The 22,942-nt window shown below is 72.3% G+C and carries 26 protein-coding genes; 11 read left to right on the top strand and 15 right to left on the bottom strand.

Annotated elements, in window-relative coordinates; translation table 11 throughout:
- Nucleotides 1-20: 20 nt before the first annotated feature.
- Both NUH29_RS02070 and NUH29_RS02065 read right to left on the bottom strand, forming a co-directional pair.
- The gene (locus tag NUH29_RS02070) at nt 21-1,343 is read right to left on the bottom strand and encodes a hypothetical protein (RefSeq protein WP_258797233.1); all 1,323 of its coding nucleotides are present in this window, start codon (nt 1,341-1,343) and stop codon (nt 21-23) included.
- Nucleotides 1,343-2,038 carry a class I SAM-dependent methyltransferase gene (locus NUH29_RS02065; RefSeq protein ID WP_258797232.1) on the bottom strand — a complete coding sequence of 232 codons (696 nt, stop codon included), beginning with the start codon at nt 2,036-2,038 and terminating at the stop codon, nt 1,343-1,345. The genes NUH29_RS02070 and NUH29_RS02065 overlap by 1 nt, the downstream gene beginning before the upstream one ends.
- A gap of 146 nt (nt 2,039-2,184) precedes the next feature.
- Here NUH29_RS02065 and NUH29_RS02060 point away from each other — a divergent pair, with 146 nt between their 5' ends.
- From NUH29_RS02060 to NUH29_RS02045, 4 genes are all read left to right on the top strand, one after another.
- A complete protein-coding gene (locus NUH29_RS02060) occupies nt 2,185-2,880 on the top strand; it encodes a response regulator transcription factor (RefSeq protein WP_258797266.1) in 696 nt (231 codons plus the stop codon).
- Between the two features lie 9 nt (nt 2,881-2,889).
- Nucleotides 2,890-4,044 (top strand): sensor histidine kinase, encoded by a 1,155-nt coding sequence (locus NUH29_RS02055; protein ID WP_258797231.1) that lies wholly within the window; start codon nt 2,890-2,892, stop codon nt 4,042-4,044.
- Nucleotides 4,045-4,129: 85 nt separating this feature from the next.
- Entirely contained in the window at nt 4,130-5,440 is a 1,311-nt protein-coding gene (locus NUH29_RS02050) for a molybdopterin-dependent oxidoreductase (protein WP_258797229.1), read from the top strand.
- Nucleotides 5,440-5,907 carry a hypothetical protein gene (locus NUH29_RS02045; protein ID WP_258797228.1) on the top strand — a complete coding sequence of 156 codons (468 nt, stop codon included), beginning with the start codon at nt 5,440-5,442 and terminating at the stop codon, nt 5,905-5,907. Before NUH29_RS02050 ends, NUH29_RS02045 begins: the two co-directional genes overlap by 1 nt.
- Here NUH29_RS02045 and NUH29_RS02040 read toward each other — a convergent pair.
- From NUH29_RS02040 to NUH29_RS02025, 4 genes are read right to left on the bottom strand one after another with little or no spacing between them, the layout of a single operon-like run.
- Nucleotides 5,876-6,505 carry a TIGR04282 family arsenosugar biosynthesis glycosyltransferase gene (locus tag NUH29_RS02040; protein WP_258797227.1) on the bottom strand — a complete coding sequence of 210 codons (630 nt, stop codon included), beginning with the start codon at nt 6,503-6,505 and terminating at the stop codon, nt 5,876-5,878. The genes NUH29_RS02045 and NUH29_RS02040 overlap by 32 nt on opposite strands.
- Nucleotides 6,502-7,155 carry a glycosyltransferase family 2 protein gene (locus NUH29_RS02035; protein ID WP_258797226.1) on the bottom strand — a complete coding sequence of 218 codons (654 nt, stop codon included), beginning with the start codon at nt 7,153-7,155 and terminating at the stop codon, nt 6,502-6,504. Before NUH29_RS02035 ends, NUH29_RS02040 begins: the two co-directional genes overlap by 4 nt.
- Nucleotides 7,152-8,201, bottom strand: a complete 1,050-nt coding sequence (locus tag NUH29_RS02030; RefSeq protein WP_258797225.1) for an NAD-dependent epimerase/dehydratase family protein — start codon at nt 8,199-8,201, stop codon at nt 7,152-7,154. The genes NUH29_RS02035 and NUH29_RS02030 overlap by 4 nt, the downstream gene beginning before the upstream one ends.
- The gene (locus NUH29_RS02025; RefSeq protein ID WP_258797224.1) at nt 8,198-9,001 is read right to left on the bottom strand and encodes an MTAP family purine nucleoside phosphorylase; all 804 of its coding nucleotides are present in this window, start codon (nt 8,999-9,001) and stop codon (nt 8,198-8,200) included. Before NUH29_RS02025 ends, NUH29_RS02030 begins: the two co-directional genes overlap by 4 nt.
- Nucleotides 9,002-9,246: 245 nt before the next feature.
- On the opposite strand from NUH29_RS02025, the gene NUH29_RS02020 reads away from it, so the two are divergent.
- The 3 genes from NUH29_RS02020 to NUH29_RS02010 all read left to right on the top strand — a co-directional run bounded on the left by NUH29_RS02020 (nt 9,247) and on the right by NUH29_RS02010 (nt 10,884).
- A complete protein-coding gene (locus tag NUH29_RS02020) occupies nt 9,247-10,149 on the top strand; it encodes a patatin-like phospholipase family protein (protein ID WP_373317424.1) in 903 nt (300 codons plus the stop codon).
- A gap of 61 nt (nt 10,150-10,210) precedes the next feature.
- Nucleotides 10,211-10,639, top strand: a complete 429-nt coding sequence (locus NUH29_RS02015; RefSeq protein WP_258797222.1) for a hypothetical protein — start codon at nt 10,211-10,213, stop codon at nt 10,637-10,639.
- Nucleotides 10,636-10,884, top strand: a complete 249-nt coding sequence (locus NUH29_RS02010) for a helix-turn-helix transcriptional regulator (protein ID WP_258797221.1) — start codon at nt 10,636-10,638, stop codon at nt 10,882-10,884. The genes NUH29_RS02015 and NUH29_RS02010 overlap by 4 nt, the downstream gene beginning before the upstream one ends.
- A gap of 64 nt (nt 10,885-10,948) precedes the next feature.
- On the opposite strand, the gene NUH29_RS02005 is transcribed toward NUH29_RS02010, so the two are convergent.
- From NUH29_RS02005 to NUH29_RS01985, 5 genes are all read right to left on the bottom strand, one after another.
- Nucleotides 10,949-11,644, bottom strand: coding sequence for a hypothetical protein (locus NUH29_RS02005; protein ID WP_258797219.1), 696 nt, complete (start codon nt 11,642-11,644; stop codon nt 10,949-10,951).
- 69 nt (nt 11,645-11,713) lie between these two features.
- Nucleotides 11,714-12,178, bottom strand: coding sequence for an NUDIX hydrolase (locus NUH29_RS02000; protein WP_258797218.1), 465 nt, complete (start codon nt 12,176-12,178; stop codon nt 11,714-11,716).
- The gene (locus NUH29_RS01995; RefSeq protein ID WP_258797216.1) at nt 12,175-13,116 is read right to left on the bottom strand and encodes a hypothetical protein; all 942 of its coding nucleotides are present in this window, start codon (nt 13,114-13,116) and stop codon (nt 12,175-12,177) included. The genes NUH29_RS02000 and NUH29_RS01995 overlap by 4 nt, the downstream gene beginning before the upstream one ends.
- Nucleotides 13,109-14,146 carry a hypothetical protein gene (locus NUH29_RS01990; protein WP_258797215.1) on the bottom strand — a complete coding sequence of 346 codons (1,038 nt, stop codon included), beginning with the start codon at nt 14,144-14,146 and terminating at the stop codon, nt 13,109-13,111. The genes NUH29_RS01995 and NUH29_RS01990 overlap by 8 nt, the downstream gene beginning before the upstream one ends.
- 31 nt (nt 14,147-14,177) lie before the next feature.
- Nucleotides 14,178-14,945 carry an SDR family oxidoreductase gene (locus NUH29_RS01985; RefSeq protein WP_258797214.1) on the bottom strand — a complete coding sequence of 256 codons (768 nt, stop codon included), beginning with the start codon at nt 14,943-14,945 and terminating at the stop codon, nt 14,178-14,180.
- A 91-nt stretch (nt 14,946-15,036) separates the two neighbouring features.
- Here NUH29_RS01985 and NUH29_RS01980 point away from each other — a divergent pair, with 91 nt between their 5' ends.
- The 4 genes from NUH29_RS01980 (at nt 15,037) to NUH29_RS01965 (ending at nt 17,811) form a co-directional block, all read left to right on the top strand.
- Complete coding sequence (locus tag NUH29_RS01980; protein ID WP_258797213.1) at nt 15,037-15,528, top strand: NfeD family protein; 492 nt, start codon at nt 15,037-15,039, stop codon at nt 15,526-15,528.
- Nucleotides 15,529-15,548: 20 nt separating this feature from the next.
- Nucleotides 15,549-16,460, top strand: a complete 912-nt coding sequence (locus NUH29_RS01975) for an SPFH domain-containing protein (protein ID WP_373317428.1) — start codon at nt 15,549-15,551, stop codon at nt 16,458-16,460.
- Nucleotides 16,461-16,500: 40 nt separating this feature from the next.
- Entirely contained in the window at nt 16,501-17,232 is a 732-nt protein-coding gene (locus NUH29_RS01970) for a glycerophosphodiester phosphodiesterase family protein (protein WP_258797210.1), read from the top strand.
- 204 nt (nt 17,233-17,436) lie between these two features.
- Entirely contained in the window at nt 17,437-17,811 is a 375-nt protein-coding gene (locus tag NUH29_RS01965; RefSeq protein WP_258797209.1) for an RNA polymerase-binding protein RbpA, read from the top strand.
- Here the strand turns inward: NUH29_RS01965 and lnt are convergent.
- Genes lnt through tatA form a run of 4 tightly spaced genes read right to left on the bottom strand, consistent with a single transcriptional unit; the run spans nt 17,808 to nt 22,919 of the window.
- Nucleotides 17,808-19,361, bottom strand: a complete 1,554-nt coding sequence (lnt, locus tag NUH29_RS01960) for an apolipoprotein N-acyltransferase (protein ID WP_258797207.1) — start codon at nt 19,359-19,361, stop codon at nt 17,808-17,810. The two genes, NUH29_RS01965 and lnt, sit on opposite strands and share 4 nt — an antisense overlap.
- 2 nt (nt 19,362-19,363) lie before the next feature.
- Nucleotides 19,364-21,796, bottom strand: coding sequence for a DEAD/DEAH box helicase (locus tag NUH29_RS01955; protein ID WP_258797205.1), 2,433 nt, complete (start codon nt 21,794-21,796; stop codon nt 19,364-19,366).
- Nucleotides 21,793-22,677 carry a twin-arginine translocase subunit TatC gene (tatC, locus tag NUH29_RS01950; RefSeq protein WP_308445738.1) on the bottom strand — a complete coding sequence of 295 codons (885 nt, stop codon included), beginning with the start codon at nt 22,675-22,677 and terminating at the stop codon, nt 21,793-21,795. The genes NUH29_RS01955 and tatC overlap by 4 nt, the downstream gene beginning before the upstream one ends.
- A gap of 5 nt (nt 22,678-22,682) precedes the next feature.
- The gene (tatA, locus tag NUH29_RS01945) at nt 22,683-22,919 is read right to left on the bottom strand and encodes a twin-arginine translocase TatA/TatE family subunit (protein ID WP_258797204.1); all 237 of its coding nucleotides are present in this window, start codon (nt 22,917-22,919) and stop codon (nt 22,683-22,685) included.
- Nucleotides 22,920-22,942: the final 23 nt, after the last annotated feature.

The raw sequence follows: 22,942 nt of genomic DNA, 5'->3' as shown, positions 1-22,942 counted from the left end.
TGTCGATCGTAGGGCGACGCTTACCAGGGGGTGTGCAGCAGATGCTGCACGATGAGCGCGAACGCGAGCTGCACGACCAGTCCCCAGCGTCGCCATCCCTCGGGCAGCAGCGCCGTGCCGAGCAGCATCCAGGGCACGAAGGGCAACCAGATGCGCTCCACCTCGGCCTTGCTCATCCCGGAGAGGTCGGCGAGCAGCACGGCGCCCGCCGCGGCGACCACGAGGATGATGACCGCCCGATCCGGTCCCGGGTGTCGCACCTCGGGGGCGCGCGCCCCGGCGACGGCGACCGCCGCGCCGAGCATCGGCCCCGCGCTGACGGACAGCGCGGCGAGATCCGCCCACACCCAGTACGCGTAGGGCCGATCGGAGGCGATCCCGGCGTAGTAGCGCTCGACGAGCACCGGATACGCCTCCCACCACGCGAATCCCGCTGCGGCGAATGCCCCGACCACCGCGAGCGCGGCGAGCGCTGCGGGCACCAGCGGGGTCCATCGCCGGGCCGCGAGCAGCACGGCGAGCGCCGGCACGGCGAGCAGCGGCAGCCCGTAGGAGAGCATCACGCAGTAGCCGAGAAGCAGTCCCGCCCCGAGCGCCCAGGAGATCGTCGACCAGCTCCGGCGGGAGGTCGCGGCGAGGGCGAGCAGGCACAGCCCCCACGCCGCGACGGCGCCGAACATCGCGTCGGCCGAGACGGCCATCCAGATCGCCGCGGATCCGAAGACGAGGAACGGCGCTGCCGCCCGTGCGGAGTGCTCTGCCCCCAGCCGGCGCAGCGCGATGAGGATCGCCGCGGGGGTGGTGGCGGCGATAGCGATGATCGCGAGCCCCGCCCGGATGCCGGTGTCGAGGCCCAGGTGCACCAGCCCGATGAAGACCAGCACGGCGCCCGGGGGGTGGCCGGCCAGATGCACCGGCCAATGGTCGACCGAGTCGAGCGGGATGCGCGAGACGTACTCGTGGAGCATCGCCGAGACATCGGTGACCGAGCGGGCCGTTCCGAGGTACTCGCTCGTCTTCTCGAGGATCGTGCCGAGACCGTCGACCCCGTCGACCAGGGCGAGCGACACCATCCAGGCGATGCTCGCGCCGATCGACGAGACGACGAGCGCCCACCAGGGCAGCCGCCGCGCGAGATCGACGGCGAAGCGCGCCGCCAGCGCCGCGAGCAGCAGCGCCGGCACGGTCCCGGCCCCCACCCGGGGATCCCAGTAGGCGTGCAGCGGGGGGAACCCGACCCGGACATCCCAGCCGGTGAGGAAGGGGATCAGGATCGCCGCGGCGATGAGCGCGAGGCTCGCCGCGAGCCCCCAGCGCGCCGCCGCCCGGACACGGGCGGTCATCATCCGCTCCGCGCCAGCTCGGTGAACGATCTCCCGCCGGCGGTCCACTCGCGGACGGTCACGAGCCCCGCGGCGATGGCGTACGCGCGCAGCGCCCGCGCACCCACCTCGGCCCACGGGAACGGCAGGCTCTCGTGGTCCAGGTCGTCGACCACGACGCCCACGAAGATCCGATCGCGGACGGGGTCCGGATGCGTTTCGACGAGGATCCGGCCCGTCGGCGCGTCCACGAGCTCACCGCATCGCGCGAGCAGCACGGCGGGGTCGCCCCCGATGCCGATGTTCCCGTCGATCAGCAGCACCGTGCCCCAGTCGCCCTCCGCGGGAAGGCTCTGGAAGACCGACCGTCGCAGCACCGGCAGGCCGTGCTCCTGGCCCAGCCGGACCGCCGTCGCGGACACGTCGACGCCGAGCGCGAGATGTCCCGCCATGATGGCCGCGCGCACCATCCGCCCCGGGCCACAGCCGACGTCGAGCACGGGGCCGGCCGTCTGGGCGACGAGCGAGGTGTCGCCCGCGTCGGCGGCGGCGAGGAACCTCTCGACCTCCACCCGCACCGGTTCCGCCGGAGCGTCGAGGTGCGCATCGCGCAGGTAGAGCACCCGGGACGGATCGCGCAGGGCCCGACCGTACGGTTCGCGCAGACCGGAGCCGAAGCTGCTCGCCGTCTGCAGTTCGGAGCTCGCGGAGGCCATCTCTCGACTGTAGGAAGGGCGAACGGGGACCGGCAGGGCCGGAACCTTACGAAATGCGGACGGAGGCCCGGAAGCGCCCGACGAAGCCCCGCGAGGGCACTCCGCGGACTCTACTGTGAGGTGTGGAGTATCCGGCAGTCGCGACGATGACGCGCCCCGAGCTCGCGGACCGCCGCGTGCTCGTCGTCGAGGACGACCCCACCGTGCTCGAGGTGGCGAGCACCTACCTGCGGGCCGCGGGCTACCTCGTCGACATCGCGTCCGACGGGTTCGCCGCCCTCGAGGCGGCGGCGAACCGGCGCCCCGACCTCATCGTGCTCGACCGGATGCTCCCCGGCATCGACGGCGTCGAGGTGTGCCGTCGCATCCGCGCCCGCTCGGCCGTGCCGATCATCCTGCTCACCGCCCTCTCGGCGACCGACGACCGCATCGACGGTCTCGAGGCGGGTGCCGACGACTACCTGACCAAACCCTTCTCCCCGCGTGAGCTCGTGCTGCGCGTGCAGTCGATCCTGCGGCGCAGCGTCACCGACCTGACCCCCGAGGCCGCGGTCGTGCTGGGGGCGTTCGAGCTGGATCCGAGCGCTCGCACGGTGCGCCGCGACGGGCGCGAGCTCGCGCTCTCGGTGCGCGAGTTCGACCTGCTCGCGTTCCTGCTCAAGCACCCGCGCCAGGCCTTCAGCCGCGAGCAGCTGCTGCGCGCGGTCTGGCACTGGGAGTTCGGCGACCTGTCGACGGTCACGGTGACGGTGCGCCGCGTGCGCGAGAAGATCGAGAACGACCCCACCGAACCGGCGATCCTCGTGACCGTGTGGGGTGTCGGATACCGACTGGACCTGTGAGGAGCACCCATGCTGCCGCTTCCCGATCTGATGATCGTCACCGCGATCGCGCTCGCCTGCGCCGTCTGCGTCGGCGCGGCGGGGCTGCTCGCGCTGCGGGTGCTGCGGCGGGCGTCGATGCTCGTGCAGGTGCTCGTCGTGGTCGTGTCGGCCATCGCCTCGGTCGTCGTGGGCATCATCGCGGTCGCGCAGGCGATGTACGTCTCGTCGCACGACCTGACCGTCGTGATGTGGATCACCGGCGTGTCCGCCGTGGTGTCCGTGGGCGTCGCCCTGCTGCTGGGCCGCGCCTTCACCCGCAACAGCGCACGGCTGCGGTCGATGGCGCGCGCCCTCGGCGACGGCGAACGGATCGAGCTCGCGGAGTCCGGCTCCGGCGGTGCCGAGCTGGCGGGCCTCGCCGAGGAGCTCGCGACCACCAGCCGCAGGCTCGCCGAGGCGCGCGAGGAGGTCGCCACCCTCGACGCGTCGCGTCGAGAGCTCGTGGCCTGGATCGCCCACGACCTGCGGACCCCCCTCGCGGGGTTGCGGGCGATGGCGGAGGCACTCGAGGACGGACTCGCCTCCGACCCGCAGCGCTTCCACCGGCAGATGCGATCGCAGGTCGACCACCTCTCGGCGATGGTCGACGACCTCTTCGAGCTCTCGAAGATCCAGTCGGGCACGCTCTCGCTCAGCATGGAGCCCGTGTCGCTGTACGACCTCGTGAGCGATGCCGTTGCCGAGCTCGGCGCGGTGGCCGAGGCCCGGTCGATCCGCCTGCGCGAAGCGAGCAGTGGGGAGCTCACCGTCGTCGGCGACCCGCGGGAGCTTGCACGGGTGATCGGCAACCTGCTGATCAACGCCATCCAGCACTCGCCGGAGGGCAGTGAGATCTCGGTGACCGCGCGGCACGACGGGGACGGGCACGTGGTGCTCACGGTCGAGGATTCGGGAGGCGGGATCCCGGAGAACGATCTGTCGAAGATCTTCCAGGCGGGATGGCGGGCCACGTCGGCCCGGACCCCGGGACAGCTGGAGGGATCGTCGGCGGGCGCGGGCTTGGGCCTGGCGATCGTGCAGGGGATCGTCGAGGCGCACTTCGGTCAGATCACGGTTCAGAACGTGCCGGGCGGCTGCCGCTTCGATGTGCGGCTGCCGTCGCACACCTCCGTCGCCGCCTGACGCCGCGATTGTCTTCGGCTCGTCACATCTGACGGGAGTGCCCGACCGGACGCCTCCGTAGTGTCGACGACGAGGAGGTCGGGACGTGCACGTGACTTGGCGCCTGCAGCGTCTGCTGCACCAGTTCCGCCACGCGCTGGCCACCCCCTCGCGCAACGCGCGGACCGCCGTCGTGCTCGGCCGACTGCTCGGGATCGCGTTCGTGGTCTGCTTCGCGACCGGCCTGTACAGCCACGCCCTTCAGGATCCGGCGCCCTGGATGACGTTCCCCACGCGACCCAGCTGGCTGTACCAGGCGAGCCAGGGGGTGCACATCACCGCGGGCCTGGTGTGCCTCCCGTTGCTGTTCGCGAAGCTCTACGCCGTGTTCCCGCAGCTCTTCCAGACCCCGCCGGTGCGCTCCGTCGCCCACCTGGTGGAGCGCGCCTCGATCGCCCTGTTCGTCGGCGCCTCGCTCGTGCAGATCACGATCGGCCTGCTGAACACGTACCAGTTCTACGGGCTCTTCCCGTTCTCCTTCCGGCACGTGCACTTCGCCCTGTCGTTCGTGGTGGTCGGCTCGCTCGCCATCCACATCGCGGTGAAGCTGCCGATCATCGCGCGCTACTGGCGACGGCGTGACGCATACGACGCCGACGGTCGGCTGCGCGAGACGGAGTCGCCATCCGATCCGGATCACCCCTTCGGCGCGCCCGACGAGCTGCAGCGCCGCACGGGTTCCCGGCCGGAGTCGGGGGTGACGGGTCGCCTGTTCGCCTGGATCGACCGGGCACCGGCCCCGGAACCCCCTGACGAGCGCGCGATCGTGAGCCGTCGCGGGTTCTTCGCCGCGGTCGGGGTCGCGGCGGGCGTGCTGGTCGCGTTCACGGCGGGGCAGTCGTTCCGGGCGCTCGACGGGATCAACCTGCTCGCGCCGCGCAAGAACGGCGTGGGTCCGCAGTCGCTGCCGGTGAACCGCACGGCGAAGGCCGCGGACGTCGAGGAGTCGGCCATGGACCCCGACTGGACGCTCACGGTCGCGAACCGCGGCACGGTGCGCAGCTTCGCGTACGCGGAGCTCGCGGCGCTGCCGCACCATGACGCGTGGCTGCCGATCGCCTGCGTCGAGGGCTGGAGCCAGTACGCGGCCTGGCGCGGCCCGCGCCTGCGCGATCTGCTCGACGCCGTCGGGGCGCCCGAGGACGCTCGGGTGCGGATCACGAGCCTGCAGCAGCACGGCAGCTACGGGGTGACCGAGATGACGCCCGAGTTCGCGCGCGACGAGCTGACGCTCGTCGCGCTGCAGCTCGACGGGGAGCCCCTCGATCTGGACCACGGCTACCCCGCGCGGATCATCGCGCCCGCGCGCCCGGGCGTGCTCCAGACCAAGTGGCTCGCGAAGCTCGAGGTGATCTGATGAGCGCCGGCGAGCTGCCGCACGCGGGGGCGATCACCGCCTGGCGCGCGGTCGTCGCCGCGGTGGGCGTGGTGCTGCTGCTCGCGGGCGTCGGCTTCTTCCTGACGGATGTGCGGCCGGCCGACTACCCCGGCGTGGTCTCCTGGTTGCTCGGCGCCATCGTGCTCCACGACGGGCTCGCCGCGATGGCGGTGTTCGTGGTCACCGTCGTGGTCCGGCGCACGCGCGGCATCCCCTTCGCCGTGCTCGCCGTCGTGCAGTCGGCGGTCGCGGCGGCCGTGATCGTCACGGTCGTCGTGGCGCCCGAGATCGTGAAGCAGGCGATCGGCACCGCGAACCCCAGCATCCTGCCTCTCGACTACGCGAGGAACCTGCTGATCGTGCACGCGGGCATCGCCATCGTCGCCGCGGTGACGATCGCGGTGATCCTCGCCGTCAGGCGTCGCGCGACGCGAGCAGCTCGCTGAGGCGCCGCGCGAACGCCGTGTCCGGCGCGGTCCGCGCCACCGAGACGGCGTCGTCGATCGTGTCGACGTCGGTCAGGGTGGGGAGCATCCCCACCCGCAGCCCGGCGCCCCGCAGGCGCGCGAGCTGGTGGCGGCCGGTGTCCGATCGCGACATCGGCACGCCCCGGATGAGATCGCCTCGCGGGTTGCGCATCCCGAGTGCCCAGTACCCGCCGTCGGTCGCGGCACCGAACCAGGCGTCGACATCGTCGGGCCAGCCGTCGAAGGCGGGGGCGAGGTGCTCAGCCGTCACCTGCGGGGTGTCCATGCCGATGAGCACGCACGGCGCGGTCAGCTCGTCGAAGATCGCCCCGAGTCGCGCATCGAGCTCCCCGGAGGACTGGGGGACGACCTGGTATCCGGCAGCGCGCGGCGGGAGCCGTGCCCCGTCGAACAGCAGGATGCGTCGTGCGGCCGGGACGTCGGCGACGGCGGCGAGGGTGTCGTCGATGGCCGCGGCGGCGAGCTCGGCCGCCTCCTCGAGCGACAGCGGAGGGTGCAGACGGGTCTTCGCGCGGCCCGGCAGAGGTTCCTTGGCGATGACGACGAGGTCGATCATGCGCGCAGCAATCGCGACATGTCGGAGACGGCGGTGATCGTGCCCCGCACGGTGCCGGTCACCTTGGAGCGGCCGACGCGAGGGGAGTAGGGGGTGTCGACCTCGCCGATGCGCCACCCGGCCTCGTGCGCGCGCAGCACGGCCTCCAGCGGGTAGCCGCTGCGCCGATCGCGGAGGTCGAGCTCGAGCAGGTCGGCCCGTCGCGCCGCGCGCATGGGGCCGAGGTCGTGCAGCCGCAAACCGGTGGCGCGGCGCAGCAGCAGCGCGAGCGCACCGTTGGCGGCTCGTGCGTGCAGGGGCCATGCCCGAGCGCTCGTGGCACGCCGCCGGCCGAGGGCGAGATCGAGGCGTCCCGACCGGATGGGATCGACGACGTCGACGAGATCGGCGGGATCCATCGAGGCGTCGGCGTCGCAGAAGGCGACGATCGGGGCCTCCGCGGCCAGCAGTCCGGCGTGCGCGGCCGCCCCGAACCCGCGCCGCGTCTCCCGCACCACGACCGCGCCGTGGCGGAGCGCGACCTCGCCCGAACCGTCGCTCGATCCGTTGTCGACGACGATCGCGCGGTAACCCTCGGGCAGACGGGACAGCACCCACGGGAGCGCCTCGGCCTCGTCGAGGCACGGGAGAACGACGTCGACCTCGTTCATCGCACGGCCGCGCGCAGGGGCGAGGCGGCGAACTCCCGCATCCCCTCGTCGAATCCCACCGTCGGCGTCCACCCGAGTTCGGCGCGGATGCGGTCGGATGAGGCGGTGATGTGGCGCACGTCGCCGATCCGGTACCGGCCGGTGACGATCGGAGCCGGACCCGCCGAGTGCCTGCTGAGCGCGGATGCGAGGTCGCCGATCGTGTGCACCTCGCCGGAGCCGACGTTGTAGGCGCGGAACGGCTGCGCGGCGGGGGAGCCGGTGGCCTCGAGCGCCGCGACGTTGGCTCCCGCGATGTCGCGAACGTGCACGAAGTCGCGCCGCTGCGCACCGTCCTCGAAGACGCGCGGCGCCTCCCCGCGTTCGATCGCGGACCGGAAGAGCGATGCGACGCCCGCGTACGGGGTGTTCTGCGGCATCCCGGGGCCGTAGACGTTGTGGTAGCGCAGGGCGATCGCCGTCCCACCCGTGGCGTGGGCCCACGCCGCGGTCAGATGCTCCTGCGCGAGCTTGCTCGCGGCGTACACGCTGCGCGGGTCGAGCAGGTCGTCTTCGCGCACCATCGCGGGCGTGAGGGGTCGCCCTTCGGCGTCGAGCGGGTCGAACCGTCCCGCGTCGAGGTCGCGCGCCCGGCGAGGGGCGGGACGAACGGGCCCCGCGGCACCTCGATACGCCCCCTCTCCGTAGACGACCATGGAGCTCGCGAGCACGAGGCGCCGGACGCCGCTACGGGCCATCGCGGCCAGCAGCACCGCGGTTCCGAGGTCGTTCGATCCGACGTAGTCGGGGGCGTCGTCGATGTCGACGCCGAGTCCCACCTTGGCGGCCTGATGGGCGACGACGTCCACCTCGTGCAGCGCCGCGGACAGGATGTGAGGATCACGCACGTCTCCGCGGAGGAAGTCGACGCCCGGGGGAGGGGAGGGGCTGCCGTGCACGTCCTCGCGCAACGAGTCGAGCACGCGCACCTGCCATCCGGCGGCGGCGGCGGAGCGCGCGACCTCCGAGCCGATGAAGCCGGCGCCGCCCGTGACGAGAACCCTCATCGGGGTTCCCGGCCGAGCACCTCGGCGACGGCGGCGGGGGAGAGGAGCTCCCGCGGGGTGTAGTCGCCCGGGATGGCGGCGGCGATGGTTCCGATCGCGGCGACGATGCGGGGCTGGGCGGCGGCCAGCCGTGCGAAGACGAGCTCGGCGTTCACCGGGTCGTCACCGGGGGCCGCGTCGTCGTCGGTCGCGAAGGCGAGGGTGACGGTGCCGATCCCGAGCTCGGCGGCGAGCGGCACCTCGGGATAGAGGGTCATGTTCACGAGATGCGCGCCGGCGGCCCGGAACCATGTCGACTCGGCGCGGGTGGAGAACCGGGGGCCCTGGATCACCACGACGGTTCCGCCGCGGATCGCCTCGTCGCCGAGCGCGTCGGCCGCGATGCGGTGCAGGGTCGGGCAGAACGGGTCGGCCGAGGCGAGGTGCTGCACCGAGCCGGTGTCGAAGAAGGTGTCGGCACGACCGTGGGTGCGGTCGATGTACTGGTCGACGAGGGTGAGGGAGCCGATCGGGTGGGCCGACGAGATGGTGCCGACCGCGGCGGTCGAGATGATCGCCCGGACGCCCGCGGCGGCGAGAGCCCAGATGCTGGCCCGGGCGTTGATGAGGTGCGGCGGCACGGAGTGGTCGCGTCCGTGGCGGGGGAGGAACACCGCGCGTCGGCCCGCCAGCTCACCCCAGCTGAGCTCCACGGCTCCGTAGGGTGTGGGTACCTGCTCGACGCGCGCGTCGACGCCGACGAGCGCGTAGAGCCCCGACCCCCCGATCACGGCGATGGGTGCGCGAGAGACGTCGACCATCCGCTCAGTCTCACGGCATCCCCGGTGCTCGAGCGGCCGGGCCGGGCCGCTGTCACCGCTTCGTAAGATCGCCGGTCGCGGGCGCCGCCCTGCGGGCCGACGGCGGCGTATGCTCGTCTCGGCCGTGACACGACTCGAGGAGGTGAGCCCGATGCACGCACCGTCCGTTCCGGGCGCTCCGACGAGTTCACGATCGCGCGACTAGACCGTCGCGGGGAGCGCCGCAGTACTCGAAAGCGACTCCCATGAACTCTCTTCCTCTTTCCGTGCCCTCCGGTCGCGCACTCGTGCTCGGCGGCGGCGGTTCAGCGGGCAACGCCTGGCTGATCGGCATCGTCGCAGGACTTGACGCGGCCGGGCTCGAGGTGACCGACGCCGAGCTGATGGTGGGCACCTCGGCCGGCTCGACCGCCGCCGCGCAACTCGCGGGCCGCGACCCGCGTGCGCTGCTGGCGGACATCCTCGCGACGCCGGTGCCCGCCGTCGATCGTCGACCCGCGCCCGGCCGACCGGGCGCCAGCCAGTTGGAGCGCACGAACGCGGTGATCGCCGCGTCGACGGATGTCGTCGACATGCGACGCAGGATGGGCTCGGCGTTCCTCGAGCACGTCGACCCGACCGCGGGGGAGCGGTGGCGTGCGACGGTCGCCGCGCGGCTTCCCGTGACGGAATGGCCCGCGCGCCGGCTGCTCATCACCGCCGTCGACGCCCAGACGGGCGACCCCGTGGTCTTCGATCGTCAGAGCGGCGTCTCGCTGGTCGACGCCGTCGCCGCGAGCTGCGCGGGCGGGGCGGCCCACTCCATCGGCGAGCGGAGTTACATCGACGGCGGATACCGCACGAACGCCGACAACGCCGATCTCGCATCCGGATGCGCGCGGGTGCTGGTGCTCTCGCCGCTCGGCGGCCGCACACGCCTGCCCGCCGAGTGGGGGCTGCGCCTCGCCGATCAGGTGGCGGCGCTGCGGGCCGAGGGATCGCTCGTCGAGACCGTGTTCCCCGACGAGGACTCGCTCAGCGCCTTCGGCGGCAACATGATGGACCTCGCCGCCCGGGCGCCGGCGGCGCGCGCGGGTGCCGCGCAGGGTGAGGCGATCGCCGCGCGGTTGGCCGAGTTCTGGGGTTCACCTTCCCGAACTGTCAAGTGAGCTTGACATTCCGTGCGGTGGCGTGGACACTCTAGTCAAGTTTCCTTGACAGGAGGTAGCCATGACGACATCGGATTCCACGAACTCGCCCGCGTCCCGTCGCGGGGCTCGCGCGCTGTTCGTCCTGTTCGCGTGGACCGCCGGGTGGGTGCTGACCCTCGCGTTCGCGCGGTTCGGCCCGAACTGGTGGGGGAGTGAGGGTGCGGTTCTGACCTGGTTCGCGGTCGCGCTGAACATCGCGGTCGGGATCGGGTGGATCGTCGCGTATGCGTGGTTCCTCCGCGCGCTCGACGAGCTCCAGCGCAGGATCCAGGTCGACGCGATGGCTGCGGCCCTGGGCGTCGGCGTGGTCGGGGGATGCGCGACGGGGGCGCTGATCTCCGCCGAACTGCTCGTCCTCGACGCGCCGGCGGCGATCGCGGCGGTCGTGGTGGCGATGGCCGTCGGGTATCTCGTGACGATCGCCGCGGGAACCGTGAGGTATCGGTGAGGAATCGTCTGCGCGAGCTGCGCGGCGAGCGGCACTGGACGCAGGGTGATCTCGCCGAGCGGCTGCAGGTGTCGCGCCAGACGGTCAACGCCATCGAGGTCGGCAAGTACGACCCGAGCCTTCCCGTCGCCTTCCGCATCTCCGCAGTCTTCGGACTGCCGATCGAGGCGATCTTCCTCGGCGGGGAGGAGAACGAGGAGAACGAGGAGAAGGAGAACGACCGTCCGATCAGTGATCTGACATAATCGCGCTTATCAGTGCAATGTTGTCCCGTGGGGACCGTGGCGCTCGATGGGCCGGTTCGCGCGCTCAGAGACGCCGCGGAACGACGGTGACGTCGGCGACGGGGATCTCGTAGGGCGTCGGAGTCGGCGCCGAGCTCGGCGGCGGCGCCCAGGACGGATCCGGCGCGGACTGCGTCATCGCAGCCCCGGCGGGCGCCACCGGAGGCGCCGGCACCACGGGGGTCGCCGGCACGGCGGGCATCGGCGGCACGGGCGGCTGCGGTGCAGACGATGGCGGCGCCGCCACGGGATACGGCTGCGGTGCGGGCCGGGGATCCGGCGCCGGAGCGGTGGCGGGCATCGGGTGCGTGCGATACAGCGCCGCGGCCGCGGTGGCGGCCTCCGTCGACGCTGCTGCTGCGGGCGTCGTCGACGCGGGTGCCGCCGTGGCCTGCTGCGCGTACGGCGCCTCGTGGTACGGGACGGCGCCCGGCGGCGCCAGGGCGGCCGGCGCGCTGGGCTCCGGCGCCTTGGAATCCGGAGCGCTCGATTCCGGGGCGGTCGCGCGGGCGGCGCGCTCGTCGGCGTCGGTGTCGGCGACGATGCGGGTGTCGGCGCGGGTGCGCCGCTCCCCCGCGTCCTGTCGCCTCTGGTGCGCACGCAGCGCGCTGAGCACCGCGGAGCGGACCGTGATCCAGAGCACGAGGATGACCAGCAGTGCGGCGCCGGCGGCGACGCCCAGCTGGATGAGGAATTCGGGTGTGAGCTCGGGCAGGCTCATGCGCACAGCCTGACCCTCCGAGCCGCGGCACGCCATCCCGTGTTCGCGGGTCAGGGGATCGAGTATCGCTCAGATCATGCAGGAGGGCAGCTCGCGCCGGACGAGCTCGATGAGCTCCGCAGGCTCGAACCGCGGGCGCTCGGCGAGCAGTTCCGCGAGACTCCACCAGCGGTGCTCGAGCACGTCGACGCGTTCCTCGTCGGTCCAGTGCTCCGCGGACGGGTCGAACCGGTCGGTCACGTGCACGAAGAACTCGGCGTGGCCGGTGTCGTGATCGGCGGAGTCCCACTCCACCGCGTAGTCGTGGGCCCACACCGCCGCACCCAGCGAGTCGACGACGAGCCCCGTCTCCTCGAAGAGCTCCCGCCGGGCGCCCTGCTCGAAGCTCTCCCCCGGGTCCACTCCCCCGCCGGGCGTCAGCCAGCGGTCCGCACCGGACGAATCGGGTGCGGTCGTGCGGAACAGCAGCAGCCGGTCCTCGCGGTCGAACAGCAGCACGCGGGCGACCAGGCGGTGGCGGTGCGCGTTGGTCACGGACTCGGCTCCCCGGTCTCCGCGTCGGCGTCGTCGCCCTCGGATCCGGGCGCGTCGACGGGATCGGCCGGGGCGTCGGCTCCGGGCGCGCGCCGCCGCACGAGGAGCACCACGGCGAACACGACTGCGGCGACCAGCACGAGACCGATGAGGATCACGAGCCACCACGGCAGCACGACCGCGGCGGTCAGGGCCTCCCCCGGGGTCAGCGCGTCCTCGGTGTAGGCGAGAGCGGTGGGCTGGGTGAGCGCGACCCCGGGCGCGACCGAGGGGTCGGGTGCGAACGCGACCTCGAGCTCGATCGTCCTGCCCGGGCGCACTGCACCCGCGAGCGGGATGCGCACGGTGCCGTCGTCGGAGCCGGTCACGGTGCTGTCGAGCACCGTCGCGCCGTCCGAGGTGCCCGTGATCGTCCAGTCCCCTCCCGGCACGCCGACCTCGTCGACGTAGTCGCCGCTCAGGCCGAGTTCGAGGAACGGTGCGTCCGGATCCGCGGGGTCGTCGACGACGCGAGCGGTGGCGTCGAGGGTGCGGGGGGTGATGGTCAGCAGGTACGGCGTCGCGGTCTGGCTCGAGAGGAGGCCGCTGCCGGCGTCCGGGTGGTAGATCGCGGTGAAGCGGTGCTCGCCGGCGCCGAGGACCGCCTGCGCGCTCGGCTGGGCGACGAGCGCGACCCCGCCGGGCAGCAGCGGCACGGTCGAGAACGTTCCGGGCACCCCCTCCACGAGCACCTCGACGGTGCCCGACCCGTCGTCGACGCGCGACCCGTCCACGGGCGTCACCTGCACCTCGAGGAGCCAGTCGTCGCCGAAGGCGACGGTCTGCGCGGGCCCGACGAACGAAACGGTCGTCTGCACGTCCGCCGAGGCCGGCGCGGCCGGCACGACCGCCAGCCCGAGCGCGAGCAGCGCCGCGGAGGCCGTCAGGCGCCTACGCATCCTCCACCTCCGTCGTGCCCGGGTCTCCCGCATCCGGTTCGTCGCCGACGGCGTCCGGATCCGCCGGGGCGTCCTCGGCGGACTCCGCGGGTGCGCGCCGCCGCACGAGCGCGACGACGACGACCACGAGCGCGGCGGCCGCCACGAGGCCGGCCAGCAGCAGACCCCAGAGCGGGATGACCGCGCCGTCCACGGGGGCGGGCGCGGGTGCGGGTGTCGTCGTGGGGGTCGGGACCGGCGGGGCGTCGGCCGTCGTGAAGCTCGCGGCCCCCGGCTCGATGGCGAAGTCGGATGCGTCGTCCGGGGCGAAGGTCGCGGTCACCCGGAACGTCGAGCCGGGATCGGGCGCCCGCCAGTAGGTGTTCACCGCGGATGCGCCCCCGGAGGGCGTCGGGATCTCCTCCTCGAGCGCGACCGTCCCGTCGTCCGCGGTCGCGGTGATGGTCCAGGTGCCGGCGGGGATCGGCAGGATCCCGCCGTCGATGTCGCCCCGGGTCAGGTAGCCGCCGCGGAGCAGCACGCTCACCAGCGCGTTCGTGGGGGCCGCCGGATCGGATTGCACGCGCACGTCGGTCGTCATGGCCGCCGGCTCGATGGTGACCGTGAGCGGCGTCAACTCCGCCGGCGCGGGCGCGGGGCTCATGAACGGGTACGTGAAGGTGCCCGTGATGGTGTACTCCCCCGCCGGGAGCGGCGACAGGTGCGTGCCGCCCAGCGTGGCGTCGACCCAGACCCATCCGTAGACCATGTCGCCGGTGAAGCTGCCCGAGATGGGACCCGTGTAGCGGTAGGTGACCGATCCCGGGCAGGAGCTGAAGAGGCAGGAGGTCGACGAGACCAGGGCCGCCTGGCCCGTGCTCGACCAGTACTGGCCGAACTCGACGTCGACCGGCGACGGATCCCAGGACACGTCGTCGGCGTACGCGGGCGCGGCGGGGACCGCGGTCAGTGCGAGCAGCAGGGCGAGGGAGCCGAGGACGGCGCCGAGGCGGCGCCCGGTCCGCGGGCCTCGCTGCTGAGCATCCGTCATGCGGGGATGGTAGCGGACGGGTGCGCCGCGGTCAGCCCTTGCGGGTGAAGTCGTCAACGTCGCCGACGTAGCGGGTGTGGTCGGCCGGGATGTCGTCGACGGCGGCCCGCGCGACCTCGGCGGCGAACTCGGCGACGTTGTAGAGCTTGCCGGCCGCCTCGCGACGGGAGGCGATGGCGCCGGGGTTCACCCGCTCGAGGAGGGTCGCGGTGATCGTGCCCTCGATCATGTCGCCGGAGACGACCACGAATCCGACGCCCACCGCGTCGAGCTCGGGGATCCGGGCGCGCAGCGCGTCCTCGCCGGCGCGCTTGCTGCGCGCCACCGCCTCGTACTCCGGCATGGTCGGCACGGTCTCGATGAAGTGCGCCTGGTGGCTCGTGACGAACACGATCCGCGAGCCCGCACCCAGCAGCGGCAGCGCCGCATCCAGCACGTTGACCTGGGCGTCGCGGTTCAGACGCATCGCGTAGTCCTCGCCGAGCCCCGACTCCATGCCCCCGGAGGCGTTCAGCACGAGCAGGTCGAGCCCACCCCAGCGCTCGCGGACCTCGGCGAGCATCGCGGCGACGGATGCCGGATCGGTGAGGTCGGCGCCGATCGCGATCGCCTCTCCCCCGCGCTCCTCGATGCCCGCGACGACCTTGAGGGCGCGGGCCTCCTTGTTGCGGTAGTTGATGACGACCCGGGCGCCCGCGTCGGCGAGGTACCCGGCGGTGTCGGCGCCGATGCCGCGGGAGGAGCCGGTGATGAGGGCGCGGACACCGCGCAGCGAGTCGGAGGGCAGCACGTCGTTCACGATCCCCCACCCTACCGACCGCCCCACGCCGCTCCCGCATCCGGGCGGGGCCGGTGATAGTTTCGAGACACGACCTCGAAAGGGATGCGCCGTGGAACCCGATGTGATCTCCAGCTGGGCGTGGGTGTTCTGGCTCGGCCTGATCCTGGTGTTCATCATCATCGAGGTGAACACGCTGGAGTTCACGTTCCTGATGCTCGCCCTGGGGTCGGTGGGCGGCCTCGTCGCCGGTCTCGTCGGTGCGCCGTGGTGGGGTCAGCTGATCATCGCCGCGCTGCTGGCCCTCGCCCTCGTGCTGCTCGTGCGTCCGCCGCTGCTGCGCGCCCTGCGCCGCGGGGGTGATCCGGCGCGATCCAACGTCGACGCCCTGCTCGGGATCGGGGGCACGGTCACGGTCGACTTCCGCTTCGGCGCGGGGCAGGTCAAGCTCGCCAACGGCGAGGTGTGGACCGCCCGTGTCGCGGACGGCCTCCCGGCCGCATCGGTCGAGGAGGGCTCGCGCGTCGTGGTGACCGCGATCGAGGGGGCGACGGCCGTCGTCGTCCCCGCGCACGACATCGACGCCGAGGAGGGCGCATCGTGAACGACAACCTGGTGGGCACGGTGATCACGATCGTGATCGTCGCCATCATCGTCATCTTCGTGGTGACGATCATCGCGAAGTCGATCCGCATCATCCCGCAGGCCTACGCCGGCATCGTCGAGCGGCTCGGGCGGTACCACAAGACGCTCTCGCCGGGCCTCAACATCCTGGTGCCGCTGATCGACCGCCTGCGGCCGCTCGTCGACATGCGCGAACAGGTGGTCTCGTTCCCGCCGCAGCCCGTCATCACCGAGGACAACCTCGTCGTGTCGATCGACACCGTGGTCTACTTCCAGGTGACGGATGCGCGGGCCGCGACCTACGAGATCGCCAACTACCTCGGTGCGGTCGAGCAGTTGACCACCACCACCCTGCGCAACGTGGTCGGCGGACTGAACCTCGAAGAGGCGCTGACCTCCCGTGACAACATCAACGGCCAGCTGCGCGTCGTGCTCGACGAGGCGACCGGCAAGTGGGGCATCCGGGTCAGCCGGGTCGAGCTCAAGGCGATCGACCCGCCCATCTCGATCCAGGACTCGATGGAGAAGCAGATGCGCGCCGAGCGCGACCGGCGCGCCGCCATCCTGACCGCCGAGGGGACGAAGCAGGCCGCGATCCTGGGCGCCGAGGGCCAGCGGCAGGCCGCGATCCTCGAGGCCGAGGGCGACGCGAAGGCCGCGGTGCTGCGCGCCCAGGGCGAGGCGGAGGCCATCCAGACCGTGTTCCGCGCCATCCACGAGGGCGACCCGGACTCGAAGCTGCTCGCCTATCAGTACCTGCAGACCCTGCCGAAGCTCGCCGAGGGCGAGTCGAACAAGCTGTGGATCATCCCGAGCGAGCTCACCGAGGCCCTCAAGGGCATCGGCGAGGGCTTCTTCGCCCCGCGTCACGTGGCGCCGCCGTCCGGCACGGATGGCTCGCCGCGCGCCTGAGGGAGAGCCCGGGGGGTACCTCTCCCCCGCTCCCCCGCGTGTGCTCGCACATCGGGGCCTCGCCCTCGAGGCGCCGGAGAACACCCTGCTCGCGTTCCTGCACGCCGTGAACCTCGGCGCGACGCACGTCGAGACCGACGTGCACGGCTCGGCCGACGGCGTCGCCATGATCAGCCACGACCCGGATCTCTCCCGCCTGGTCGGACGCGACGTGCGGGTCGGGCAGCTGACGGCTGCCGAGCTGCGCCGCGTGCAGCTCGGTGCCGGCCAGGGCTACTGCTCCCTGGCCGACGCCCTCGACGCCTTCCCCGAGACCCGGTTCAACATCGACGTGAAGTCGGCCGACGCGGTCGAGGGCACGATCGCGGCGATCCGCGACGCGCGCGCCACCGAGCGGGTGCTCGTGGGCTCGTTCTCCGATCGGCGGCGTCTCGCCGTGGTGGGACAGCTGCCGGGGGTCGCTACCTCCGTGTCGGCGCGCGGCGCGCTCGCGGCCGCGGCCTCCATCCGCCTGCACTCCGGCGCGGCGGTGTCGCGCGTCCTCCGGGGGGTCGACGCCGTGCAGCTGCCGACGCGCGTCGCGGGCGTCTCCATGGTGTCCGCACGCGCCGTCGAGTACTTCCACGCGGCCGGCGTCGAGGTGCACATCTGGACGATCGACGACCCGGATGAGATGGTGCGGTTGCTCGACGCGGGTGTCGACGGCATCGTCACCGACCGGGCCGACCTCGCGATCCCGCTGGTCGCCGAGCGGCGCCGCACCCGTCGCTGAGGGACGCCCCTCCGCGGCGTCCCCCGTCCGCTTTCAAACCCTGCCGAGGACGCTGGGAATGCACTGTAAACGGACCCGGGCGGGCATGGGATCCGTCACCGTAGACGTTGTACCCGGCGATGCAACCGATTCCCACCGGAATCGCGTCGCCACCGCGCGTCACGACGCGCACCAGCACCAACGGCGCACAGAGGAGGCCACACGATGGCGGATCGCAGTCTGCGCGGGATGCGACTCGGAGCTCAGAGCATGCAGAGCGAAGAGGGAGTCGAATTCTCGCCCCGCACGAGGGCGGTGTACCGCACCGACGACGGCTCGACCTTCGAGGTCGTGTTCGCCGCCGAGGCGGAGATCCCGGAGCTGTGGGAGTCCCCCCGCACCGGGCAGGAGGGCCGCCTGGTCGGCGACGACGGCGAGCTCGTGGAGTCGGAGGCCGTCGACGTGAAGGCGCCCCGCACCCACTGGGACATGCTGCTCGAGCGACGCACGCGCGCCGAGTTGGAGGAGTTGCTGCAGGAGCGGCTCGAGTTCCTCCGCGCCCGTCGCGGCGAGGCCGCGAAGAGCAGCAAGACCGCTTAGGAGGCTCGTCTCCGCCCGCCGATCGCGGCGCCGATGAGGGCGCCCAGCGCGATGGCGGCGACGCCCCACTCGACCCCCCGGCCGATCACGACCGCGGGGGTCGTCGTCGTGCTGAGCGGCACGTCCACGACCATCGCGCCCGCGGTGTAGCGCGGCAGCCGGTCGGCGATCGTGCCGTCGGGAAGGATCACGGCGCTCGTGCCGACGGTCGAGATGTTCACGACGGAACGTCCCAGCTCGACGGCGCGGATGCGGGCGATCGCGAGCTGCTGCAGGCTCTCGTCGGTCTGCCCGAAGTCGGCGTTGTTGGTCTGGGCGAGCACGAGCTGACCGCCCTCCTCGACGCCCTCCCGCATGAGCGCGTCGTCGACGATGTCGAAGCAGATCGCGAAGCTCGCGAGCACGCTGCGCCCGCCGGATCCGACGTCCATCACGGCGTCCGTCGTGCCCGGGGTGTACTCGCGCCCGATGAGGTCGATGAGGTCGGGGGCGAACTGCCGCCACACGGCGCGGTCGGGCACGTACTCGCCGAACGGGACGGGCCGGCGCTTGTCGTAGTGGTCGACGGCGCCCTCGCCCGCGCGCCAGAGCAGCGAGGTGTTGAAGTACCGGTCTCCCACCTGGGTGACCGCCCAGCCGACGAGCGGCGCATCGGCGGTGCGCGACACGTCGTCGAACACCCGGGCGGCGAACGGCACCCGCAGCGGGTCCATATCGGTGGCGCCCTCCGGCCACACCACGACATCGACGTCCTGGTCGTAGACCGGCTCGGTGGCCGCGTATTGCGCCAGGAGGTTGTCCTCCGGGTGATCCGCGTGGTCGAAGTACCCGGTCCTGCCGTTGCCCTGCACCGCACCGACGCGCAGCGTGCCGTCGGTGTGCACCGGGAAGGCGGGGAACGCCACCAGGATCGCGGCGAGGGCCGTGACGAGCATGGCCCGCATCAGCGGGGGCGTCGCGGTCTCGCGGACCGTCGCGACGGCGACCGCCACGAGGAAGACCATGACGAAACCGACGCCGCCGATGCCGAGCCAGGCGAACAGCGGGGTGAGCGGGCTGTCCGACTGCGACTCGGCGATCCGTCCCCACGCGAATCCGCCGTAGGGCCACACGCTCGCGATCGCCTCACGGGCGATCCACAGCCCGGCGATCACGAGCGGCACGAACAGCAGCCGTCCGAGCGCTCCCCCGACGGCGCGCGGCACCACCCGCGTCGCGATCGCGACGAGCATCGTGCCGAGCCCGCACCACAGCGCCATCACGAAGCTCAGGGCGAACCAGGGCACGGCGCGCACGATCCAGAGCTCGTCGGGTCCGAGGAACTCCGTCATCCAGGGGATGTGGATCAGGTAGAAGCCCAGCCCGAAGACGAAGCCGACCAGGAATCCCGAGCCCGCCCGGCGTCCCTGGGCGGCCACGAGCACCATCGCCACCCCGACGAACGCGAGCGGCCACCAGCCGATGTCGGGGAACGCGGCGTCGGTGATCGGACCGGCGGCGGCCGCGAGCAGCACCGCGCCCCACAGCGGCACGAAGGGTCGAGACGTCACCGTCACCCCACGCTCGAATAGGCGACGATCCCGCGGCGCACGGCGTCGATGGCGGTGCGGGCGGTGCGGCCGAGCTCGCCGTCGGCGACGAGCGAGAGCTGGTCGAGCAGATCGATCACCTGCTTCATCCAGCGCACGAAGTCGCCCGCGGCGAGGTCGGTGTCGCGCAGCACGTGGTCGAGACGCCCGCCCTGCGCCCACCGGGAGGTGGCCGATGCGAGCGCCGCCGAGAGCGGCTCGGTCTCGGGCAGACGGCGCTCCTCCTCGAGCACGCTGAGCTCCGCCCAGCGCTGTTCCGTCGCCTCGTATGCGGCGCGGAAGCGCCCCTTCGGGTACTCGCGCACGATTCCCGCGTCTTCGCGCCGGGGTTCGTACACGAGCGCGCTCGCGAGCGCGGCGAGGGTGGGCGCATCCACGCCGTTCCAGACCCCGGTGCGGAGGCACTCGGCGACGAGCAGGTCGCGTTCCCCGTAGATGCGCCGCAGACCGCGGCCGGAGGCGGCGACCACCAGACGCCCGTGCTCGTCGTGCTCGAGGTAGCGGAGCTCGAGCAGCAGCTCGGTGATGCGGTCGAACACCTGCGCGACGGCGCCCGTGCGCCCGCGCACCTGGCTCGCGAGACGATCGGTGTCGCGCTTCAGCCGGAACCAGCGCTCGGCCCAGCGGGCGTGGGCCTCGCGGTCGTTGCACGCGTGGCAGGGATGCTGCTTCATCCGGCGCCGCAGCTCGGCGATGCGGCGCTCGCGGCGGTCGCGCTCGGAACGGGAGCCCTCGTGCCCGCGCGACTGCTTGCGCTCGAGATCGCTCACCTCGCGCCGGATGCCGGCGTACTCGGCGAAGTCGCCCAGGTGGCAGCGCATCGCCTCGGCGTAGCCGGCGAGCGACTTCTCCTGCTCCCGGATCTTGCGCGCCAGGTCGACGACCGCCCGATCGGCCTGGAACTGCGCGAACGAGCTCTCGAGGATCTCGCGCGTGCGATCCCGCCCGAACTGCTCGATGAGGTTCACGGCCATGTTGTAGGTGGGCCGGAAGCTCGAGTTGAGCGGATAGCTGCGGCGGGATGCGAGCTGCGCCACCGCCTGCGGGTCGAGCCCGGCGGCCCACTGGATGACGGAATGCCCCTCGACGTCGATCCCCCGCCGCCCCGCGCGGCCGGTGAGCTGGGTGTACTCCCCCGGCGTGATCGGCACCCGCGCCTCGCCGTTGAACTTCTCGAGCTTCTCGAGCACGACGGTGCGGGCGGGCATGTTGACCCCGAGCGCGAGGGTCTCCGTCGCGAACACCACCTTCAGGAGCTTGCGCTGGAACAGCTCCTCGACGACCTCCTTGAAGGTCGGGATGAGGCCCGCGTGGTGGGCGGCGATACCGCGCTCGAGCCCCTCGAGCCACGAGAAGTAGCCCAGCACGCCGAGGTCCTCGTCGCGCAGGCCCGCGCAGCGCTCCTCGACGAGATGACGGATCTCGTCGCGCTCCCACCGCTCGGTGAGGCGCACGTCCGAGCGCAGCACCTGCTGCACCGCCTGATCGCAGCCGTTGCGGCTGAACACGAAGAAGATCGCCGGCAGCAGGTGCCGGTCGTCGAGCAGCCGCACGACGTCGGGGCGGTCGATCCGGTCGCGCAGCACCTCGCCCTTGCGCTGATGGCGCCCCGGATGCGGCCCCCGGTAGGTGCCCGCGCCGCGGCCGCCCGCGATCGCGAGGCGGGCGAGCTCGGGGTTGACCCGCGGGGGCGCGTCGGGCGACTGCGCGCCGTCGAACAGCTCGGTGAGCTTGCCGCGCACCAGCACGTGCTGTTCGAGCGGCACCGGCCGGCGCTCCGACACCACCACATCCGTGTCGCCGCGCACCGCCTGCAGCCAGTCGCCGAACTCCTCCGCGTTCGACACCGTTGCCGAGAGCGACACCATCCGCACCTCACGCGGGAGGTGGATGATGACCTCCTCCCAGACGGCGCCGCGGAAGCGGTCGGCGAGGTAGTGCACCTCGTCCATCACGACGTAGGCCAGGTCGCGCAGCAGCGGCGAGTCCGCGTACAGCATGTTGCGCAGCACCTCCGTCGTCATCACGACGACGCGGGCGCTCGAGTTGATGTTGGTGTCCCCCGTGAGCAGCCCCACGTTCTCGGAGCCGTGCTCGGCGGCGAGCTCGGAGTACTTCTGGTTGCTGAGCGCCTTCATGGGGGTCGTGTAGAACACCTTGTCGCGTGCCGTCGCGAGCGCGAGATGCACCGCGAACTCGGCCACGATCGTCTTGCCGGCACCCGTCGGGGCCGCGACGAGCACGCTGCGCCCCTCTTCGAGCACGCGGCACGACTCCACCTGGAAGTCGTCGAGGTCGACGGGCAGCCGCTCGCGGAATCGGGTGAGCTGCGGGGTGCGCGCGCGAGCGCGCGACGCCGCGTACCGCTCGGCCGGCGAGAGCTCGGTCTCGCTCATGCGCCGCTCAGGCCGGCCTCGAACGCCGCCTGGCGCCTCGCCACGGTGCGGTCGTGCCAGAGTGCGACCCCGACGGCGGCGAAGTACAGCGCGACCATCGGCAGGGCGAGCAGCAGCATGGAGATCGGGTCGGTCGCCGGGGTGGCGAGCGCCGTGAACACGACGATCACGAGCACCGCCCACCGCCATCCCTTCAGCACCGTCGCACCGGCGAGCACGCCGGCGAAGTTCAGCAGCACGAGGAAGACCGGCATGACGAACGCGACGCCCAGGGCGAGCAGCAGCTTCAGGATGAAGTCGACGTAGGTCTTGGTGTCGTACAGCTGCGACGCACCCGGCGGCACGAAGGTGAACATGAACTCGACGATGCGCGGCAGCACGAGCCACCCCGTGGCGCAGCCGAGCAGGAACAGCGGCACCGCCGAGAAGAAGAAGCCGAAGACGTAGCGGCGCTCCTTCTTCGTCAGCCCCGGCACGAAGAACGCGAAGATCTGGTAGAGCCAGATCGGGCTCGACAGGATGATGCCCACCACGAGCGAGACCTGGAACTGGATGTCGAGGGCGCCGGTGAGGCTCGAGAAGTTGAGGGTGATCTTCTCCGGATCCAGCCCCAGCTGGTCGGCGATGTGGAACACCGGACCCGAGATCGCCGACCAGGTGCCGCGGCCCTCGAGGGCGTCCGCCGCGCCCGGCACGACCGGGTCGAGCAGATCGCCGAGCCAGCTCAGGTCGTAGACCATCCAGCCGATGATCGTGCCCCCGACCACGGCGAACGCCGCACGGGTGAGCCGCTTGCGCAACTCGATGAGGTGCTCGCCGAGCGACATCCGCCGCTCGGGATTGTTCTTGCGGGGATTCGACCGGGCCGTGTCGCCGGCCACGACGCCTAGGACTTGTCGGTGGGCGCCGAGCTCGAGTCGGCCGGCGTCGTCGGCTCGGCGGACTCTGACTTCGCCTCGCCCGCCGGCTCGTCCGTCTTGACCTCGTTGCGGAAGATCTTCACCGACTGGCCGAGGCTCTTCGACAGCGCGGGGAGGCGGGTGGCTCCGAACAGCACGAGCACGACGAGCAGGATGACCACCCAGGCCCAGGGCTGGTTCCAGAAGAGGGGGTGGATGAACATGAGCACGTCCTCGCGTCGGCTAC

Source organism: Protaetiibacter mangrovi (assembly GCF_024752305.1).
GTDB classification, from domain to species: Bacteria; Actinomycetota; Actinomycetes; order Actinomycetales; family Microbacteriaceae; genus Homoserinibacter; species Homoserinibacter mangrovi.
The sequence above is the reverse complement of the archived record's forward strand: the minus strand, read 5'-3'. Positions and strand labels throughout refer to the sequence as shown.

Excerpts from the sequence above, each read along its gene's own strand:
- NUH29_RS02070 (WP_258797233.1), bottom strand. The coding sequence starts at position 1,343 with ATGACCGCCCGTGTCCGGGCGGCGGCGCGCTGGGGGCTCGCGGCGAGC.
- NUH29_RS02065 (WP_258797232.1), bottom strand. The coding sequence starts at position 2,038 with ATGGCCTCCGCGAGCTCCGAACTGCAGACGGCGAGCAGCTTCGGCTCC.
- NUH29_RS02060 (WP_258797266.1), top strand. The coding sequence starts at position 2,185 with ATGACGCGCCCCGAGCTCGCGGACCGCCGCGTGCTCGTCGTCGAGGAC.
- NUH29_RS02055 (WP_258797231.1), top strand. The coding sequence starts at position 2,890 with ATGCTGCCGCTTCCCGATCTGATGATCGTCACCGCGATCGCGCTCGCC.
- NUH29_RS02045 (WP_258797228.1), top strand. The coding sequence starts at position 5,440 with ATGAGCGCCGGCGAGCTGCCGCACGCGGGGGCGATCACCGCCTGGCGC.
- NUH29_RS02040 (WP_258797227.1), bottom strand. The coding sequence starts at position 6,505 with ATGATCGACCTCGTCGTCATCGCCAAGGAACCTCTGCCGGGCCGCGCG.
- NUH29_RS02035 (WP_258797226.1), bottom strand. The coding sequence starts at position 7,155 with ATGAACGAGGTCGACGTCGTTCTCCCGTGCCTCGACGAGGCCGAGGCG.
- NUH29_RS02030 (WP_258797225.1), bottom strand. The coding sequence starts at position 8,201 with ATGAGGGTTCTCGTCACGGGCGGCGCCGGCTTCATCGGCTCGGAGGTC.
- NUH29_RS02025 (WP_258797224.1), bottom strand. The coding sequence starts at position 9,001 with ATGGTCGACGTCTCTCGCGCACCCATCGCCGTGATCGGGGGGTCGGGG.
- NUH29_RS02020 (WP_373317424.1), top strand. The coding sequence starts at position 9,247 with ATGAACTCTCTTCCTCTTTCCGTGCCCTCCGGTCGCGCACTCGTGCTC.
- NUH29_RS02015 (WP_258797222.1), top strand. The coding sequence starts at position 10,211 with ATGACGACATCGGATTCCACGAACTCGCCCGCGTCCCGTCGCGGGGCT.
- NUH29_RS02005 (WP_258797219.1), bottom strand. The coding sequence starts at position 11,644 with ATGAGCCTGCCCGAGCTCACACCCGAATTCCTCATCCAGCTGGGCGTC.
- NUH29_RS01995 (WP_258797216.1), bottom strand. The coding sequence starts at position 13,116 with ATGCGTAGGCGCCTGACGGCCTCCGCGGCGCTGCTCGCGCTCGGGCTG.
- NUH29_RS01990 (WP_258797215.1), bottom strand. The coding sequence starts at position 14,146 with ATGACGGATGCTCAGCAGCGAGGCCCGCGGACCGGGCGCCGCCTCGGC.
- NUH29_RS01965 (WP_258797209.1), top strand. The coding sequence starts at position 17,437 with ATGGCGGATCGCAGTCTGCGCGGGATGCGACTCGGAGCTCAGAGCATG.
- NUH29_RS01955 (WP_258797205.1), bottom strand. The coding sequence starts at position 21,796 with ATGAGCGAGACCGAGCTCTCGCCGGCCGAGCGGTACGCGGCGTCGCGC.
- tatA (WP_258797204.1), bottom strand. The coding sequence starts at position 22,919 with ATGTTCATCCACCCCCTCTTCTGGAACCAGCCCTGGGCCTGGGTGGTC.